Raw genomic sequence first — 16,354 nt, 5'->3', positions numbered from 1 at the left:
GCGATGTCGGCTAGCCGTACGAAAGCCTGGAAAGGGTATTACGAAGAACAAAGAGCGCGGGGTTTCAGCACCACTCAGGCGCTGGTGATGCTGGCGCGCAAGCTTGCTCGGGTGGTATTCGCCTTGCTGAAAGGTCAAAGCGAATATCAGCCAAAAGCCAGTTGAGGGCTTTCCCTCAACCATAGAATCTCCCACAGTGTTTGATGCAGACCGGAAAATGGCATAACCGTCATGTCGTTCTAATACTAAGGTCGTCTGGAACCAGTTCCGTAGCCGCATAGAGTGGATAACGTTCCAACTTCATCTGTGCTGCGAGGATAAAAACAATGAACGACAGCATTTACCTCTCGATTCAAAACAGCCCACGCTTCAAGGAGCTGGTTAGTAAGCGAGAAAGGTTCGCCTGGATTCTTTCGGCGATCATGCTTGGGCTTTACTCCGGATTCATCCTTTTGATTGCTTACGGGCCGCATATTCTGGGGGCGAAAATCAGCCCCGAGTCTTCGATTACCTGGGGGATACCCATTGGTGTCGGGCTGATTCTCTCGGCCTTTATCCTGACGGCAATCTACGTACGACGCGCCAATGGCGAATTCGACGACCTGAACAATGCGATTCTCAAGGAGGCTCAGCAATGATCCGGCGTCTAATGGCTCTATTGAGCATCGCAGCCTTTGCACCTGGCGCCTGGGCAGGTGAAGCCCTGACCGGCGAAGTGCAAAAACAACCGCTCAACGTTTCCGCGATCCTGATGTTCGTCGCGTTCGTTGGTCTGACCCTGTGCATCACCTACTGGGCTTCCAAGCGCAATAATTCGGCAGCCGACTATTATGCGGCGGGTGGCAAGATCACCGGCCTCCAGAACGGTCTGGCAATCGCCGGCGACTATATGTCGGCGGCGTCCTTCCTGGGTATTTCCGCCCTGGTGTTCACTTCTGGCTACGACGGCCTGATCTACTCGATCGGGTTTCTGGTGGGCTGGCCGATCATTCTGTTCCTGATCGCCGAGCGCCTGCGTAACCTGGGTAAATACACCTTTGCCGACGTGGCGTCCTACCGCCTTGGGCAAACCCAGATCCGCACGCTGTCCGCTTGCGGTTCGCTGGTGGTGGTGGCGTTCTACCTGATCGCGCAAATGGTCGGTGCCGGCAAGCTGATCCAGCTGCTGTTCGGTCTCGACTACTACGTTGCGGTGATCCTGGTCGGTATCCTGATGTGCATGTACGTGTTGTTCGGCGGCATGCTGGCGACCACTTGGGTGCAGATCATCAAGGCCGTGTTGCTGCTGTCCGGTGCTTCGTTCATGGCGCTGATGGTCATGAAGCACGTCAACTTCGACTTCAGCTTGCTGTTTTCCGAGGCGATCAAGGTTCACCCTAAAGGTGAAGCGATCATGAGCCCGGGCGGCCTGGTGAAAGATCCGGTCTCGGCATTCTCGCTTGGCCTGGCACTGATGTTCGGTACCGCTGGCCTGCCGCACATTCTGATGCGCTTCTTCACCGTGAGTGACGCGAAAGAAGCTCGCAAGAGCGTGCTGTATGCAACCGGCTTCATCGGCTACTTCTACATCCTGACGTTCATCATCGGCTTCGGCGCGATCTTGCTGGTCAGCACCAACCCTGCCTTTAAAGATGCGGCTGGCGCGCTGTTGGGCGGCAACAACATGGCGGCGGTGCACCTGGCTAACGCGGTGGGTGGCAGTATCTTCCTGGGCTTCATCTCGGCAGTCGCGTTCGCAACCATTCTGGCTGTGGTGGCTGGTTTGACGCTGGCCGGTGCTACGGCGGTGTCTCACGACCTTTATGCCAGCGTGATCAAGAAAGGCAAGGCCAACGACAAGGATGAGATTCGCGTTTCGAAAATCACCACCGTCTGCCTGGGTGTGTTGGCAATCGGCTTGGGCATTCTGTTCGAAAGCCAGAACATCGCGTTCATGGTGGGCCTGGCGTTCTCCATCGCGGCGAGCTGTAACTTCCCGGTGCTGCTGCTTTCCATGTACTGGAAGAAGTTGACCACGCGTGGTGCGATGATCGGCGGTTGGTTGGGTCTGATCAGTGCCGTTGGCTTGATGGTCCTTGGGCCAACCATTTGGGTGCAGATCCTGCATCACGAGAAGGCTATCTTCCCGTATGAGTACCCGGCGCTGTTCTCCATGGCCATTGCGTTTATAGGGATCTGGTTCTTCTCGATCACTGACAAGTCGACGGCCGGTGTTAATGAGCGTGCGTTGTTCTTCCCGCAGTTTGTTCGTTCGCAGACGGGGTTGGGGGCGAGTGGGGCGGTTGCTCACTAAGGCTTCAGGCTTGGCTATATAAGCTGCGTTAAACAGAAATGCCCCGGTCGAGAGATTGGGGCATTTTTTATTGGGCGGTTATCGGACCCTGTGGGAGCGGGCTTGCTCGCGAAGGCTGTTTCGCGGCTGGTCGAGATTTTTGATGGTGTACATATCCGTTTCTGCGGTAACGGCTGATTATGGTTTCGCTTTTACAGCGACTCGCTTTTTCAAACGCCAAAAAGTAAGCAAAAGGCTTCGCCCCGGCGTACGGCACTTCGCTAAAGCTCAGTGTTCCCTCGCTACGGTGTCCATCAGGGGGGCATCGCCTACGGTCTGCTTCGCGACGACCTCCTCTCGATGTGTGCGGCTTCGTCGCACGGCGCTACGCGCCTAACCCCCCTGATGAACACCTCTGCTCGGCCTGCCGAAGGGGCGAAAGATCAAAAGCAGGGTCAACATCAAAAGCCAAAGCCAAAGCCAAAGCCAAAGCCAAAGCCAGATCAACAACCTGTCGCTCACTGATCGTTCCCTCGCGTGAGAACGATCAGGTTCATCGCACAAACAAAAACGGCCTCTATATAAATAGAGGCCGTTTCCGGTGCAACTTTAAGACGTTATCGCAAGACAGGTCTTATTTGCGGTCTTCCAGCTTGGTGATGTCACGCGACTCGTAGCCGGTGTACAGCTGGCGCGGACGGCCAATCTTGTACGGGCTGGAGAGCATTTCTTTCCAGTGGGAGATCCAGCCGACGGTCCGCGCCAAAGCGAAGATGACGGTGAACATGCTGGTTGGAATGCCGATCGCCTTGAGGATGATCCCCGAGTAGAAGTCGACGTTCGGGTACAGCGAGCGTTCGATGAAGTACGGGTCGGTCAGGGCGATCTCTTCCAGGCGCATGGCCAGTTCGAGTTGCGGATCGTTGGTAATGCCCAGTTCTTTCAGCACTTCGTCGCAGGTCTGCTTCATGACTGTTGCGCGTGGGTCGCGGTTTTTGTAAACCCGGTGACCAAAGCCCATCAGTTTGAACGGATCGTTCTTGTCCTTGGCCTTGGCGATGTACTTGTCGATGTTCGACACATCGCCAATTTCATCAAGCATGGTCAGAACAGCTTCGTTCGCGCCGCCGTGGGCAGGGCCCCACAGTGCAGCGATGCCGGCGGCGATACAGGCGAACGGGTTGGCACCCGAAGAGCCGGCCAGGCGTACGGTGGAAGTCGATGCGTTCTGCTCGTGGTCGGCATGGAGAATGAAGATCTTGTCCATGGCGTTGGCGAGTACCGGGCTGATCGGTTTGATCTCGCACGGGGTGTTGAACATCATGTGCAGGAAGTTTTCCGCGTACGTCAGGTCGTTGCGCGGGTACATCATGGGTTGCCCCATCGAGTACTTGTAAACCATCGCTGCCAGGGTGGGCATCTTGGCAACCAGACGGATCGCGGAGATTTCGCGATGCTGCGGGTTATTGATGTCCAGGGAGTCGTGGTAGAAGGCCGATAGGGCGCCGACTACGCCGCACATGACGGCCATCGGGTGGGCGTCGCGACGGAAGCCGTTGAAGAAGGTCTTCAGCTGCTCGTGAACCATGGTGTGGTTCTTCACGGTGCTGACGAACTGGGCCTTCTGTTCTGCGGTCGGCAATTCGCCGTTGAGCAGCAGATAGCAGGTTTCCAGGTAGTCCGACTTTTCAGCCAACTGTTCGATCGGGTAGCCGCGGTGCAGCAGGATGCCGTTGTCGCCGTCGATATAGGTGATCTTCGACTCGCAGGAAGCTGTCGACATGAAACCAGGGTCAAAGGTGAAACGGCCCGTGGCCGTCAGGCCCCGAACATCGATAACATCGGGACCAACGGTGCCGGTTAAAATGGGCAGCTCGACGGGGGCTGCGCCCTCGATGATCAACTGCGCTTTTTTGTCAGCCATGTGGCCTCCTATTTATGCTTGAAATCATCAGACAGACCCCCCACGCAGGGCCCGCACCACTATAGTGAGATAAATTTGAATGTCAATTTGCCTAAAGTCTTGCTCCAGAAGGCTTTAACCGGACTTTTTCCTCGAAATTGACTGCCATTTACGCCTTTTATACGACTTGTGCAATGAGCTATTAGGGGAAGGCGATTGCGTTGTCATTAGTAGCCTAACTGTCTATACTCGGCCTCCGACCGCCAGGGGCTTTTGGGCCTGCTTTACTGGGGGTCGCACTCCCTGGGTGGTGGGTACCTGACCAGTGCACTCCCCAACAACTTTGCCCTGATTGTTAGGGGCTCTTCAGTGTGAAAAAAAGCCGTGAATAGCCAACGACCTGTAAACCTAGACCTAAGGACCATCAAACTCCCAGTCACTGCTTACACGTCCATTCTTCACCGAATCTCCGGAATCATCCTCTTTGTCAGCCTGGCCATCATGCTTTATGCATTGGACAAGTCGCTCGACTCGGAAGAAGGCTTCGGTCAGGTGAAAGCGTGTCTGACCAGTCCGCTAGCCAAGCTAGTGACATGGGGCATCCTGTCCGCCTTGCTGTATCACTTGGTTGCCGGTGTGCGCCATTTGATGATGGACATGGGCATCGGCGAGTCGCTTGAGGGCGGCAAACTGGGCTCGAAAATCGTTATCGCCTTTTCCGTGGTGGTAATCGTTCTGGCAGGAGTTTGGATATGGTAACTAACGTCACGAACCTGTCGCGTTCGGGCCTCTATGACTGGATGGCACAACGTGTGTCTGCGGTCGTTCTCGCGGCTTATTTCATCTTCCTGATCGGATACGTCGTTGCCCATCCTGGCATCGGCTACGCCCAATGGCATGAACTGTTCGCAAGCAACTGGATGCGTATTTTCAGTCTCCTGGCCCTCGTTGCCCTCGGCGCTCACGCCTGGGTCGGCATGTGGACCATCGCGACCGACTACCTGACGCCAATGGCGTTCGGCAAGTCCGCGACTGCAATACGTTTCCTTTTCCAGGCGGTATGCGGCGTTGCGATGTTCGCTTACTTCGTCTGGGGTGTGCAGATTCTCTGGGGTATCTGATTCATGTCTACTACAGTTAATACGCTTTCGTTCGACGCCATCATTATTGGCGGCGGCGGTGCTGGTATGCGCGCTGCTCTGCAGCTGGCACAAGGTGGTCACAAGACCGCCGTAGTTACCAAGGTTTTCCCGACTCGTTCGCACACTGTATCCGCCCAGGGTGGCATCACCTGCGCCATCGCCTCGGCAGATCCGAACGATGACTGGCGCTGGCACATGTACGATACCGTCAAGGGTTCCGACTATATCGGTGACCAGGACGCTATCGAATACATGTGTTCCGTAGGCCCGGAAGCGGTCTTCGAACTCGAGCACATGGGCTTGCCTTTCTCCCGTACCGAACAAGGCCGCATCTATCAGCGCCCGTTCGGCGGTCAGTCGAAAGACTTCGGTAAAGGTGGCCAGGCTGCCCGTACGTGCGCCGCTGCCGACCGTACCGGTCACGCACTGCTGCACACCCTGTACCAGGCCAACCTGAAGGCCGGCACTGTATTCCTCAACGAATACTACGGTGTCGACCTGGTGAAGAACGAAGATGGTGCCTTTGTCGGCATGATCGTCATCTGCATCGAAACCGGCGAAACTTCCTACGTCCGCGCTAACGCCACTGTACTGGCGACTGGCGGTGCAGGTCGTATCTACTCGTCCACCACCAATGCCCTGATCAACACCGGTGACGGCGTCGGCATGGCTCTGCGTGCTGGCGTGCCGGTACAAGACATTGAAATGTGGCAGTTCCACCCGACCGGCATCGCCGGCGCCGGTGTACTGGTGACTGAAGGTTGCCGCGGTGAAGGCGGTTACCTGATCAACAAGCACGGCGAGCGTTTCATGGAGCGTTATGCTCCGAACGCCAAAGACCTTGCTGGTCGTGACGTTGTAGCCCGTTCGATGGTTAAAGAAATCATCGCCGGCAACGGTTGCGGTCCGGATGGCGACCACGTAATGCTGAAACTCGATCACCTCGGTGAAGAAGTTCTGCACAGCCGTCTGCCAGGCATCATGGAACTGTCCAAGACCTTCGCCCACGTCGATCCAGCTGTGTCGCCGATTCCGGTCGTTCCAACCTGCCACTATATGATGGGCGGCGTGCCGACCAACATCCACGGTCAGGCAATCACTCAGGATGCCGACGGCGTTGACCAGATCATCCCGGGCCTGTTCGCAGTAGGCGAAGTGGCTTGCGTATCGGTTCACGGTGCCAACCGTCTGGGCGGCAACTCGCTGCTCGACCTGGTGGTATTCGGTCGTGCTGCCGGCCTGTTCCTGGAACAGACCCTCAAAGAAGGCGTCGACTACACCCGCGCTCGTCAGTCCGACATCGACGCTGCCCTGGCACGTCTCGATGGCCTGAACTCGCGTACCGAGGGCGAAGACGTCGCCACCCTGCGTAAAGAGCTGCAAAGCTGCATGCAGAACTACTTCGGTGTATTCCGTACCGGCGAATACATGCAGAAGGGTATTGCTCAGTTGGCTGATCTGCGTGGCCGTATCGCCAACGTCAAGATCAACGACAAGAGCCAGGCGTTCAACACCGCTCGTATCGAAGCTCTGGAACTGCAGAACCTGCTGGAAGTGGCCGAAGCTACCGCCATCGCTGCAGAGATCCGCAAAGAGTCCCGCGGCGCTCACGCCCGTGAAGACTACGAAGATCGCGACGACGAAAACTGGCTGTGCCACACCCTGTACTTCCCGGGTGACAAGCGCGTAACCAAGCGTGCTGTGAACTTCTCGCCGAAGACTGTTCCGACTTTTGAACCTAAGATTCGGACTTATTAAGGGTGGCCGCCATGTTGCAAGTCAGTGTTTATCGCTACAACCCTGATCAGGACGCTGCGCCGTTCATGCAGGAATTTACGGTCGATACCGGTGGTAAAGACCTGATGGTGCTGGACGTGCTGGCCCTGATCAAAGAGCAGGACGAAGGTTTCTCCTATCGTCGCTCTTGCCGTGAAGGTGTTTGCGGTTCCGACGGCATGAACATCAACGGCAAAAACGGTCTGGCGTGCGTCACGCCGCTGTCCGCTGTCGTAAAAGGTAACAAGCTGATCGTTCGTCCTCTGCCAGGTTTGCCGGTAATCCGTGACCTGGTCGTCGATATGAGCATCTTCTACAAGCAATACGAAAAGGTTAAGCCATACCTGCAGAACGACACGCCGGCTCCGGCCATCGAACGTCTGCAGTCCCCTGAAGAGCGTGAAAAGCTCGACGGTCTGTACGAGTGCATCCTGTGCGCTTGCTGCTCGACCTCTTGCCCGTCCTTCTGGTGGAACCCGGACAAGTTCCTGGGTCCAGCTGCTCTGCTGCAAGCGTATCGCTTCCTGGCAGACAGCCGCGACACCAAGACTGCCGAGCGTCTGGCTTCACTGGATGACCCGTTCAGCGTATTCCGCTGCCGCGGGATCATGAACTGCGTCAACGTCTGCCCGAAAGGCCTGAACCCGACTAAGGCCATCGGTCACGTACGTAACATGCTGCTGCAAAGCGGCGTGTGATTCAGCTGTAGTATCCGCAAGACCGCTGTACCCGTAGATGCTACGGCGCAGGCTTCAACCGGCGCCGTAGTTTTAACCTGAGCAGCAGCTTATAAGGCTGCGGCTCTTATTTTGAAGAAATGAGACAAGCAGGGGCATCCGGGCTGGTACCCGGACTATCAGCGTGATCCTAAGTGGCTTGTTTTAGTCGCTGCATTCGGACTTCTGCAAGCGTGCTCGGTGTCGACGCCGGTGGTGTTCCCCTAACCGAGGGTGACCAAGCATGCAAGAAAGCGTGATGCAGCGCATGTGGAACAGCGCCTACCTATCCGGTAGTAACGCTGCCTATGTGGAAGAGCTCTACGAGCTCTACCTGCACGACCCTAACGCTGTGCCAGAAGAGTGGCGCACCTACTTCCAGAAGTTGCCTGCTGACGGCAACACTGCCACCGATGTTTCGCACTCCACAATTCGCGATCATTTCGTCTTGCTGGCAAAGAACCAGCGCCGCGCCCAACCGGTTTCCGCCGGCAGCGTGAGCAGTGAGCACGAGAAGAAGCAAGTTGAAGTGCTGCGATTGATCCAGGCCTACCGTATGCGTGGCCACCAGGCAGCCCAGCTTGACCCGCTGGGGCTGTGGCAGCGTCCTGCACCTGCAGACCTGTCGATCAATCATTACGGCTTGACCAATGCCGATCTTGATACGACCTTCCGTGCCGGCGACCTGTTCATCGGCAAAGAGGAGGCGAGCCTACGCGAAATTCACGAAGCGTTGCAGCAGACATATTGCCGCACCATCGGCGCTGAATTTACGCACATCACCGATTCCGAGCAGCGCCAGTGGTTCCAGCAGCGTCTGGAAAGCGTGCGCGGCCGTCCGACGTACTCCGCCGACATCAAGAGCCACCTGCTCGAGCGTGTTACCGCCGGCGAAGGTCTGGAAAAATACCTGGGTACCAAATACCCGGGTACCAAGCGTTTCGGTCTGGAAGGCGGCGAGAGCCTGATTCCGATGCTCGACGAGCTGATCCAGCGTTCCGGTTCCTACGGCACCAAGGAAATCGTTATCGGCATGGCCCACCGTGGTCGTTTGAACGTGCTGGTCAACACCTTCGGCAAGAACCCGCGCGAGCTGTTCGACGAGTTTGAAGGCAAGAAGAAGGTCGAGCTGGGTTCCGGTGACGTTAAATATCACCAGGGCTTCTCGTCCAACGTGATGACCACCGGCGGTGAAGTTCACCTGGCCATGGCGTTCAACCCGTCCCACCTGGAAATCGTTTCCCCAGTGGTCGAGGGTTCGGTTCGCGCCCGTCAGGATCGTCGTAACGACCCTACCGGCGAGAAGGTTCTGCCGATCTCCATCCACGGTGACGCTGCAATCGCAGGTCAGGGCGTGGTCATGGAAACCTTCCAGATGTCGCAGACCCGCGGTTTCAAGACCGGCGGCACCGTGCACATCGTAATCAACAACCAGGTTGGTTTCACCATCAGCAACCCGCTGGACGCGCGCTCCACCGAGTACGCGACCGACGTTGCGAAAATGATCCAGGCGCCGATCCTCCATGTGAATGGCGATGATCCGGAAGCTGTATTGTTCGTGACCCAGTTGGCCATCGACTACCGCATGCAGTTCAAGCGCGACGTGGTCATCGACATGTTCTGCTACCGTCGTCGCGGCCACAACGAGGCCGACGAGCCAAGCGGCACCCAGCCCATGATGTATCAGCAGATCGCCAAGCAGCGCACGACCCGTGAACTGTATGCCGATCATCTGACCCAGAGCGGTGTGCTGGACGCAGAGCGTGTTCAGGCGAAGATCGACGAATACCGCAACGCGCTGGACAACGGTCTGCATGTTGTAAAAAGCCTGGTCAAAGAGCCGAACAAAGAGTTGTTCGTGGACTGGCGTCCGTATCTGGGCCACGCCTGGACCGCGCGTCACGACACTCGCTTCGATCTGAAAACCTTGCAGGAACTGTCCGCCAAGCTGCTGGAGATTCCGGAAGGCTTCGTGGTTCAGCGCCAGGTCTCGAAAATCTACGAAGACCGTCAGAAAATGCAAGCCGGCGGCCTGCCGATCAACTGGGGTTACGCCGAAACCATGGCGTACGCGACCCTGGCGTTCGAAGGTCACCCGATTCGCATGACGGGTCAGGACATCGGTCGCGGTACGTTCTCGCACCGTCACGCTGTCTTGCACAACCAGAAAGACGCGGGTACCTACATCCCGCTGCAAAACCTGTACAAGGGCCAGCCACGTTTCGACCTGTACGATTCGTTCCTGTCCGAAGAAGCCGTGCTGGCGTTCGAATACGGTTACTCGACCACCACGCCTGAGGCGCTGGTGATCTGGGAAGCCCAGTTCGGCGACTTCGCCAACGGTGCCCAGGTGGTTATCGACCAGTTCATCACCAGTGGCGAGCACAAGTGGGGCCGTCTCTGCGGTCTGACCATGCTGCTGCCGCACGGTTATGAAGGTCAGGGTCCGGAGCACTCTTCGGCTCGTCTGGAGCGTTACCTGCAGCTGTGCGCCGAGCACAATATTCAGGTCGCCGTCCCGACTACGCCTGCTCAGATCTACCACTTGCTGCGTCGTCAGGTGATTCGCCCGCTGCGCAAGCCGTTGATCGTCCTGACTCCTAAGTCGCTGTTGCGTCACAAACTGGCCATCTCGACCCTGGAAGATCTGGCCGAAGGTTCGTTCCAGACCGTTATCCCGGAAATCGATACCCTGGACCCGAAAAAGGTCGAGCGCATTGTTCTGTGTAGCGGCAAGGTCTACTACGACCTGCTGGAAAAACGCCGTGCCGAAGGTCGTGATGACATCGCCATCGTGCGTATCGAGCAGCTGTACCCATTCCCTGAGGACGACTTGAAAGAAGTCCTGGCTCCTTACACCAACGCCAAGCATGCCGTTTGGTGTCAGGAAGAGCCGATGAACCAGGGTGCCTGGTACTGCAGCCAACACCACTTGCGTCGTAGCATCAGTACGCTCAATAAGTCTCTCGTACTCGAGTACGCGGGCCGTGAGGCTTCTGCTGCACCTGCTTGTGGTTATGCATCGATGCACGCTGAGCAGCAGGAAAAACTGCTGCAAGACGCCTTTACTGTTTAACGCCTTCGCGCACCTGAAACCGAATTTAAGGACCCACAGATAATGGCTATCGAAATCAAAGCCCCCACTTTCCCGGAATCGGTTGCCGATGGCACCGTTGCCACCTGGCACAAAAAGCCGGGCGACGCCGTCAAGCGCGATGACCTGATCGTCGACATCGAAACTGACAAAGTCGTACTGGAAGTGTTGGCCACCGCTGACGGCGTACTGGGCGCTATCGTCAAGAACGAAGGCGACACCGTTCTGTCCGACGAAGTCCTGGGCTCCATCGAAGCGGGCGGCGCTGCTGCCGCTCCAGCTGCTGCCGCTGCTCCGGCCGCTGCACAAGCTGCTGCTCCTGCCGCTGAAGGCGAAGATGATCCTGTTGCTGCACCGGCTGCTCGCAAGCTGGCTGAAGAAAACGGTATCAACATCGCTTCCGTTGCCGGCACTGGCAAAGGCGGTCGTGTGACCAAGGAAGACGTTGTTGCCGCTGTAGCTGCCAAGAAAGCTGCTCCGGCAGCCGCACCTGCCAAGGCTGCTGCGCCTGCTGGTGCTGCTCCAGTGTTCGCTGCCGGCGATCGCATCGAGAAGCGCGTACCGATGACCCGCGTGCGGGCCACCGTTGCCAAGCGTCTGGTTGAAGCTCAATCGAACATGGCAATGCTGACCACTTTCAACGAAGTCGACATGACCGAAGTCATGGCCCTGCGTTCGAAGTACAAGGACCTGTTCGAGAAGTCCCACAATGGCGTGCGCCTGGGCTTCATGTCGTTCTTCGTCAAGGCTGCCACCGAAGCGCTGAAACGCTTCCCGGCTGTCAACGCGTCGATCGACGGTGCTGACATCGTTTATCACGGCTACGCTGACGTCGGTGTTGCTGTTTCCAGCGACCGCGGCCTGGTTGTTCCGGTTCTGCGTAACGCCGAACTGATGAGCCTGGCTGAAATCGAAGGCGGCATTGCCACCTTCGGCAAGAAGGCTCGTGACGGCAAACTGTCGATGGACGAGATGACCGGCGGTACGTTCACCATCACCAACGGTGGTACTTTCGGTTCGATGATGTCGACGCCGATCGTCAACCCGCCTCAAGCGGCCATCCTGGGCATGCACAACATTCTGCAGCGTCCTATGGCGATCAACGGTCAGGTTGTTATCCGTCCGATGATGTACCTGGCTCTGTCCTACGATCACCGTCTGATCGATGGCAAAGAAGCTGTGACCTTCCTGGTTACCATCAAGAACCTGCTGGAAGACCCGGCTCGTTTGCTGCTGGATATCTGATTTCGTTGCACGGGCCATCCAGTGATGGACGGCCCTCCTGTAATGACCAGCTTCGTCCCACGACGGTCCTCAAAAGGGGCCGTCCGGTTTGATTCGAGAAGGAATGACACATGACTCAGAAATTCGACCTGGTAGTGATTGGCGCGGGCCCTGGCGGTTACGTGGCTGCCATTAAAGCAGCGCAACTGGGCCTCTCCACTGCCTGCATCGAGAAATACACCGACAAGGAAGGCAAACTGGCCCTCGGCGGTACTTGCCTGAACGTCGGCTGCATTCCATCCAAGGCGCTGCTGGACAGCTCCTGGAAGTTCCACGAAGCCCAGGACGGTTTCGCGATCCACGGTATCAATCACGCTGGCGTGACCATGGACGTACCAGCAATGGTCGGCCGTAAAGCCAACATCGTCAAAGGCCTGACTTCGGGTGTTGCCACCCTGTTCAAAGCCAACGGTGTGACCTCGATCCAGGGCCACGGCAAACTGCTGGCCGGCAAGAAAGTCGAAGTCACCAAGCCAGACGGCTCGGTAGAAATCATTGAAGCCGAGAACGTGATTCTGGCTCCGGGCTCGCGTCCGATCGACATTCCGCCAGCTCCCGTTGACCAGAATGTGATCGTCGATTCGACTGGCGCGCTGGAATTCCAATCCGTACCTAAACGTCTGGGCGTGATCGGCGCTGGCGTGATCGGTCTGGAACTGGGTTCGGTCTGGTCCCGTCTGGGCGCAGAAGTCACCGTTCTTGAAGCGCTGGACACCTTCCTGATGGCCGCAGACGCTGCCGTTTCCAAGGAAGCGCTGAAAACCCTGACCAAACAAGGTCTGGACATCAAGCTGGGCGCTCGTGTTACCGGTTCCAAAGTGAACGGCAACGAAGTAGTCGTGAACTACACCGATGCCAACGGCGAACAGAACATCACTTTTGACAAGCTGATCGTAGCCGTTGGTCGCCGTCCGGTGACCACTGATCTGCTGTCCGCTGATTGCGGCGTGACCCTGGACGAGCGCGGTTTCGTGCACGTTGACGATCACTGCGCCACCACCGTACCGGGCGTTTACGCGATCGGCGACGTGGTTCGCGGCATGATGCTGGCACACAAGGCTTCGGAAGAGGGCATCATGGTCGTCGAGCGCATCAAGGGCCACAAAGCCCAGATGAACTATGATTTGATCCCTTCGGTTATTTATACTCACCCGGAAATCGCGTGGGTCGGTAAAACCGAGCAGACCTTGAAGGCTGAAGGCGTTGAAGTTAACGTTGGCACCTTCCCGTTCGCAGCCAGTGGCCGTGCCATGGCAGCCAACGACACCGGCGGTTTCGTGAAAGTCATCGCTGATGCCAAGACTGACCGCGTATTGGGCGTCCACGTGATTGGCCCGAGCGCTGCAGAACTGGTTCAGCAGGGCGCGATCGGTATGGAATTCGGCACCAGCGCTGAAGACCTGGGCATGATGGTTTTCTCCCATCCGACCCTGTCCGAAGCCTTGCACGAAGCAGCTCTGGCTGTGAATGGCGGCGCCATCCACATTGCCAACCGCAAGAAGCGTTAAGACAAGACAATAAGAAACCACGGCGGAAGGCCCGTCGTGAGCCTTGCGTGCAAGACTCACCGCGGAATGTCCGCCGGACGCAGCCTTGCGTAGTCTCGCCGGTTATCCGGAACACCTACGCAAGCAGCAGTCACAGGTGGTGCGGCACTTGAACAAGTGCAGCACCGAATGCGCAGTACCTAACGAAGACGGTAATAAGCATGAATCTTCACGAGTATCAGGGTAAGCAGCTGTTCGCTGAATACGGCCTGCCAGTATCCCAGGGTTTCGCCGTAGACACCCCGGAAGCAGCAGCAGAAGCGTGCGACAAAATCGGCGGGACCGAATGGGTTGTCAAAGCCCAGGTTCACGCAGGTGGTCGCGGTAAAGCGGGCGGCGTTAAGCTGGTTCGCAGCAAAGAAGACGCCAAAGCATTCGCTCAACAGTGGTTGGGCAAGCGTCTGGTGACTTACCAGACTGATGCCAATGGTCAGCCAGTCACCAAGATCCTGGTTGAATCGTGCACTGATATCGCTAAAGAGCTGTACCTGGGCGCTGTCGTTGACCGTTCGAGCCGTCGCATCGTGTTCATGGCTTCCACCGAAGGTGGCGTGGACATCGAGAAAATCGCTCACGACACCCCTGAGAAAATCCTCAAGGCCACTATCGATCCACTGGTTGGCGCTCAGCCATTCCAGGGTCGCGAGCTGGCATTCCAGCTGGGTCTGGAAGGCAAGCAAGTTGCTCAGTTCGCCAAGATCTTCGTAGGTCTGGCCAAGCTGTTCAAGGATCACGACCTGGCTCTGCTGGAAGTGAACCCGCTGGTGATCAAGGCTGATGGCGATCTGCATTGCCTCGACGCCAAGATCAACATCGACGCCAACGCCATGTACCGTCAGCCTAAGCTGAAGACTTTCCACGATCCGTCGCAAGACGATCCGCGCGAAGCGCACGCTGCCAAGTTCGAACTGAACTACGTAGCGCTGGAAGGCAACATCGGTTGCATGGTCAACGGTGCTGGCCTGGCCATGGGTACCATGGACATCGTCAACCTGCATGGCGGCAAACCAGCCAACTTCCTCGACGTGGGCGGCGGTGCTACCAAAGAACGCGTTACCGAAGCGTTCAAGATCATCCTGTCCGACACTAACGTCGCTGCAGTATTGGTCAACATCTTCGGCGGCATCGTTCGTTGCGACATGATTGCCGAAGGCATCATCGGCGCAGTGAAAGAAGTCGGCGTGAAAATCCCGGTTGTTGTTCGCCTTGAAGGCAACAACGCTGAGCTGGGCGCTAAAGTACTGGCAGAAAGCGGTTTGAACATCATCGCTGCTACCAGCCTGACCGACGCTGCTCAACAAGTTGTCAAAGCTGCGGAGGGCAAATAATGAGCGTCCTGATCAATAAAGACACCAAAGTTATCTGCCAGGGTATTACCGGTTCGCAAGGTAGTTTCCACACCCAGCAAGCCATCGAATACGGCACCAAGATGGTGGGTGGCGTAACTCCAGGCAAAGGCGGCACCGAGCACCTGGGTCTGCCAGTGTTCAACACCGTGAAAGACGCTGTAGCTGCCACTGGCGCCACCGCCAGCGTGATCTACGTTCCAGCTCCTTTCTGCAAGGACTCCATCCTGGAAGCAGCATTCGGCGGCATCAAGCTGATCGTTTGCATCACTGAAGGCATTCCTACCCTGGACATGCTGGATGCCAAGGTCAAGTGCGACGAGCTGGGCGTAGTCCTGATCGGTCCTAACTGCCCAGGCGTGATCACTCCAGGCGAATGCAAGATCGGCATCATGCCAGGTCACATTCACTTGCCAGGCAAGGTCGGTATCGTTTCCCGTTCCGGCACCCTGACCTACGAAGCTGTCAAGCAAACTACTGACGCCGGTTTCGGTCAGTCGACTTGCGTCGGCATCGGCGGTGACCCGATCCCAGGCTCGAACTTCATCGACATCCTGAAGCTGTTCCAGGAAGACCCGAAGACCGAAGCGATCGTAATGATCGGCGAGATCGGCGGTTCGGCTGAAGAAGAAGCGGCTGCCTACATCAAGGCACACGTGACCAAGCCGGTTGTTTCCTACATCGCTGGTGTGACTGCCCCTGCGGGCAAGCGCATGGGCCATGCTGGCGCAATCATCTCTGGCGGCAAAGGCACTGCAGACGAGAAATTCGCTGCTCTGCAAGACGCAGGCGTTAAAACCGTGCGTTCGCTGGCAGACATCGGCAAGGCCCTGGCCGAGCTGACTGGCTGGGCTGTCAAGTAAGCCTCGCGCTTAGCTGACGCTCCACCCAACAAAGGCCACCTTCGGGTGGCCTTTGTCGTTTCCGGGATTTGTACCGGGCTCTTGTGGTGAGGGGATTTATCCCCGTTCGACTGCGCAGCAGTCGTCAAGTCAAGCAATGCAGTGAGCCTGATGTACTGCATTTGATTTGAGGGGGGGCGCTTCGCGACCCAACGGGGATAAATCCCCTCGCCACAGGGTTCTTTGTAGGAAAATTAGATATGTAAACGCGACACGGAAATGTCGCGTATCGGATAGATCGCACCCTAACAGTGCGTTTGTCGGGCAAATTCGTTAGGCTAGCAGCCATTTTTGCGTCCGCGACCCACAAGGTTGCTACGCGCTAAACGGGTCAGTCCTATACGGACCGACAGCATTTCCCTCACCCTCAGG

Annotated in this window: 12 protein-coding genes and 1 pseudogene; 12 read left to right on the top strand and 1 reads right to left on the bottom strand. The window is 57.2% G+C overall.

Features of this window, described 5'->3' with window-relative positions; genetic code table 11:
- The 3 genes and pseudogenes from DFS28_RS30895 to DFS28_RS17325 all read left to right on the top strand — a co-directional run.
- Positions 1-165, top strand: a pseudogene (locus DFS28_RS30895) (IS110 family transposase); the annotation flags it as partial.
- 161 nt (positions 166-326) lie between these two features.
- Positions 327-638, top strand: a complete 312-nt coding sequence (locus DFS28_RS17330; RefSeq protein ID WP_017337238.1) for a DUF485 domain-containing protein — start codon at positions 327-329, stop codon at positions 636-638.
- Positions 635-2,293, top strand: a complete 1,659-nt coding sequence (locus DFS28_RS17325; RefSeq protein WP_111450760.1) for a cation acetate symporter — start codon at positions 635-637, stop codon at positions 2,291-2,293. Before DFS28_RS17330 ends, DFS28_RS17325 begins: the two co-directional genes overlap by 4 nt.
- 613 nt (positions 2,294-2,906) lie before the next feature.
- Here DFS28_RS17325 and gltA read toward each other — a convergent pair.
- Positions 2,907-4,196: a citrate synthase gene (gene gltA, locus DFS28_RS17315; protein ID WP_008148584.1), complete on the bottom strand. Its 1,290-nt coding sequence runs from the start codon at positions 4,194-4,196 to the stop codon at positions 2,907-2,909.
- A 363-nt stretch (positions 4,197-4,559) separates the two neighbouring features.
- Between gltA and sdhC the strand changes: the two genes are divergently transcribed.
- The 9 genes from sdhC to sucD all read left to right on the top strand — a co-directional run bounded on the left by sdhC (position 4,560) and on the right by sucD (position 15,943).
- Positions 4,560-4,934 carry a succinate dehydrogenase, cytochrome b556 subunit gene (gene sdhC / locus DFS28_RS17310; protein ID WP_111450758.1) on the top strand — a complete coding sequence of 125 codons (375 nt, stop codon included), beginning with the start codon at positions 4,560-4,562 and terminating at the stop codon, positions 4,932-4,934.
- Positions 4,928-5,296, top strand: a complete 369-nt coding sequence (gene sdhD, locus DFS28_RS17305; RefSeq protein ID WP_027922414.1) for a succinate dehydrogenase, hydrophobic membrane anchor protein — start codon at positions 4,928-4,930, stop codon at positions 5,294-5,296. Before sdhC ends, sdhD begins: the two co-directional genes overlap by 7 nt.
- Positions 5,297-5,299: 3 nt before the next feature.
- Positions 5,300-7,075, top strand: a complete 1,776-nt coding sequence (gene sdhA / locus DFS28_RS17300; RefSeq protein WP_046048042.1) for a succinate dehydrogenase flavoprotein subunit — start codon at positions 5,300-5,302, stop codon at positions 7,073-7,075.
- Positions 7,076-7,086: 11 nt separating this feature from the next.
- The gene (locus DFS28_RS17295; protein WP_111450757.1) at positions 7,087-7,791 is read left to right on the top strand and encodes a succinate dehydrogenase iron-sulfur subunit; all 705 of its coding nucleotides are present in this window, start codon (positions 7,087-7,089) and stop codon (positions 7,789-7,791) included.
- A 262-nt stretch (positions 7,792-8,053) separates the two neighbouring features.
- Complete coding sequence (locus DFS28_RS17290) at positions 8,054-10,885, top strand: 2-oxoglutarate dehydrogenase E1 component (RefSeq protein ID WP_111450756.1); 2,832 nt, start codon at positions 8,054-8,056, stop codon at positions 10,883-10,885.
- Between the two features lie 42 nt (positions 10,886-10,927).
- Entirely contained in the window at positions 10,928-12,148 is a 1,221-nt protein-coding gene (gene odhB, locus DFS28_RS17285) for a 2-oxoglutarate dehydrogenase complex dihydrolipoyllysine-residue succinyltransferase (protein WP_008148598.1), read from the top strand.
- A gap of 110 nt (positions 12,149-12,258) precedes the next feature.
- Positions 12,259-13,695: a dihydrolipoyl dehydrogenase gene (gene lpdA / locus DFS28_RS17280; protein WP_111450755.1), complete on the top strand. Its 1,437-nt coding sequence runs from the start codon at positions 12,259-12,261 to the stop codon at positions 13,693-13,695.
- Between the two features lie 200 nt (positions 13,696-13,895).
- Entirely contained in the window at positions 13,896-15,062 is a 1,167-nt protein-coding gene (gene sucC, locus DFS28_RS17275; RefSeq protein WP_008148602.1) for an ADP-forming succinate--CoA ligase subunit beta, read from the top strand.
- Positions 15,062-15,943, top strand: a complete 882-nt coding sequence (gene sucD, locus DFS28_RS17270; RefSeq protein WP_003172813.1) for a succinate--CoA ligase subunit alpha — start codon at positions 15,062-15,064, stop codon at positions 15,941-15,943. The genes sucC and sucD overlap by 1 nt, the downstream gene beginning before the upstream one ends.
- The last annotated feature ends 411 nt before the right edge of the window (positions 15,944-16,354 follow it).

This window comes from Pseudomonas sp. 478, from assembly GCF_003254125.1.
Classification (GTDB): Bacteria; Pseudomonadota; Gammaproteobacteria; order Pseudomonadales; family Pseudomonadaceae; genus Aquipseudomonas.
Note: the sequence above shows the minus strand (reverse complement) of the source record. Positions and strands in the feature narration are given on the sequence as shown.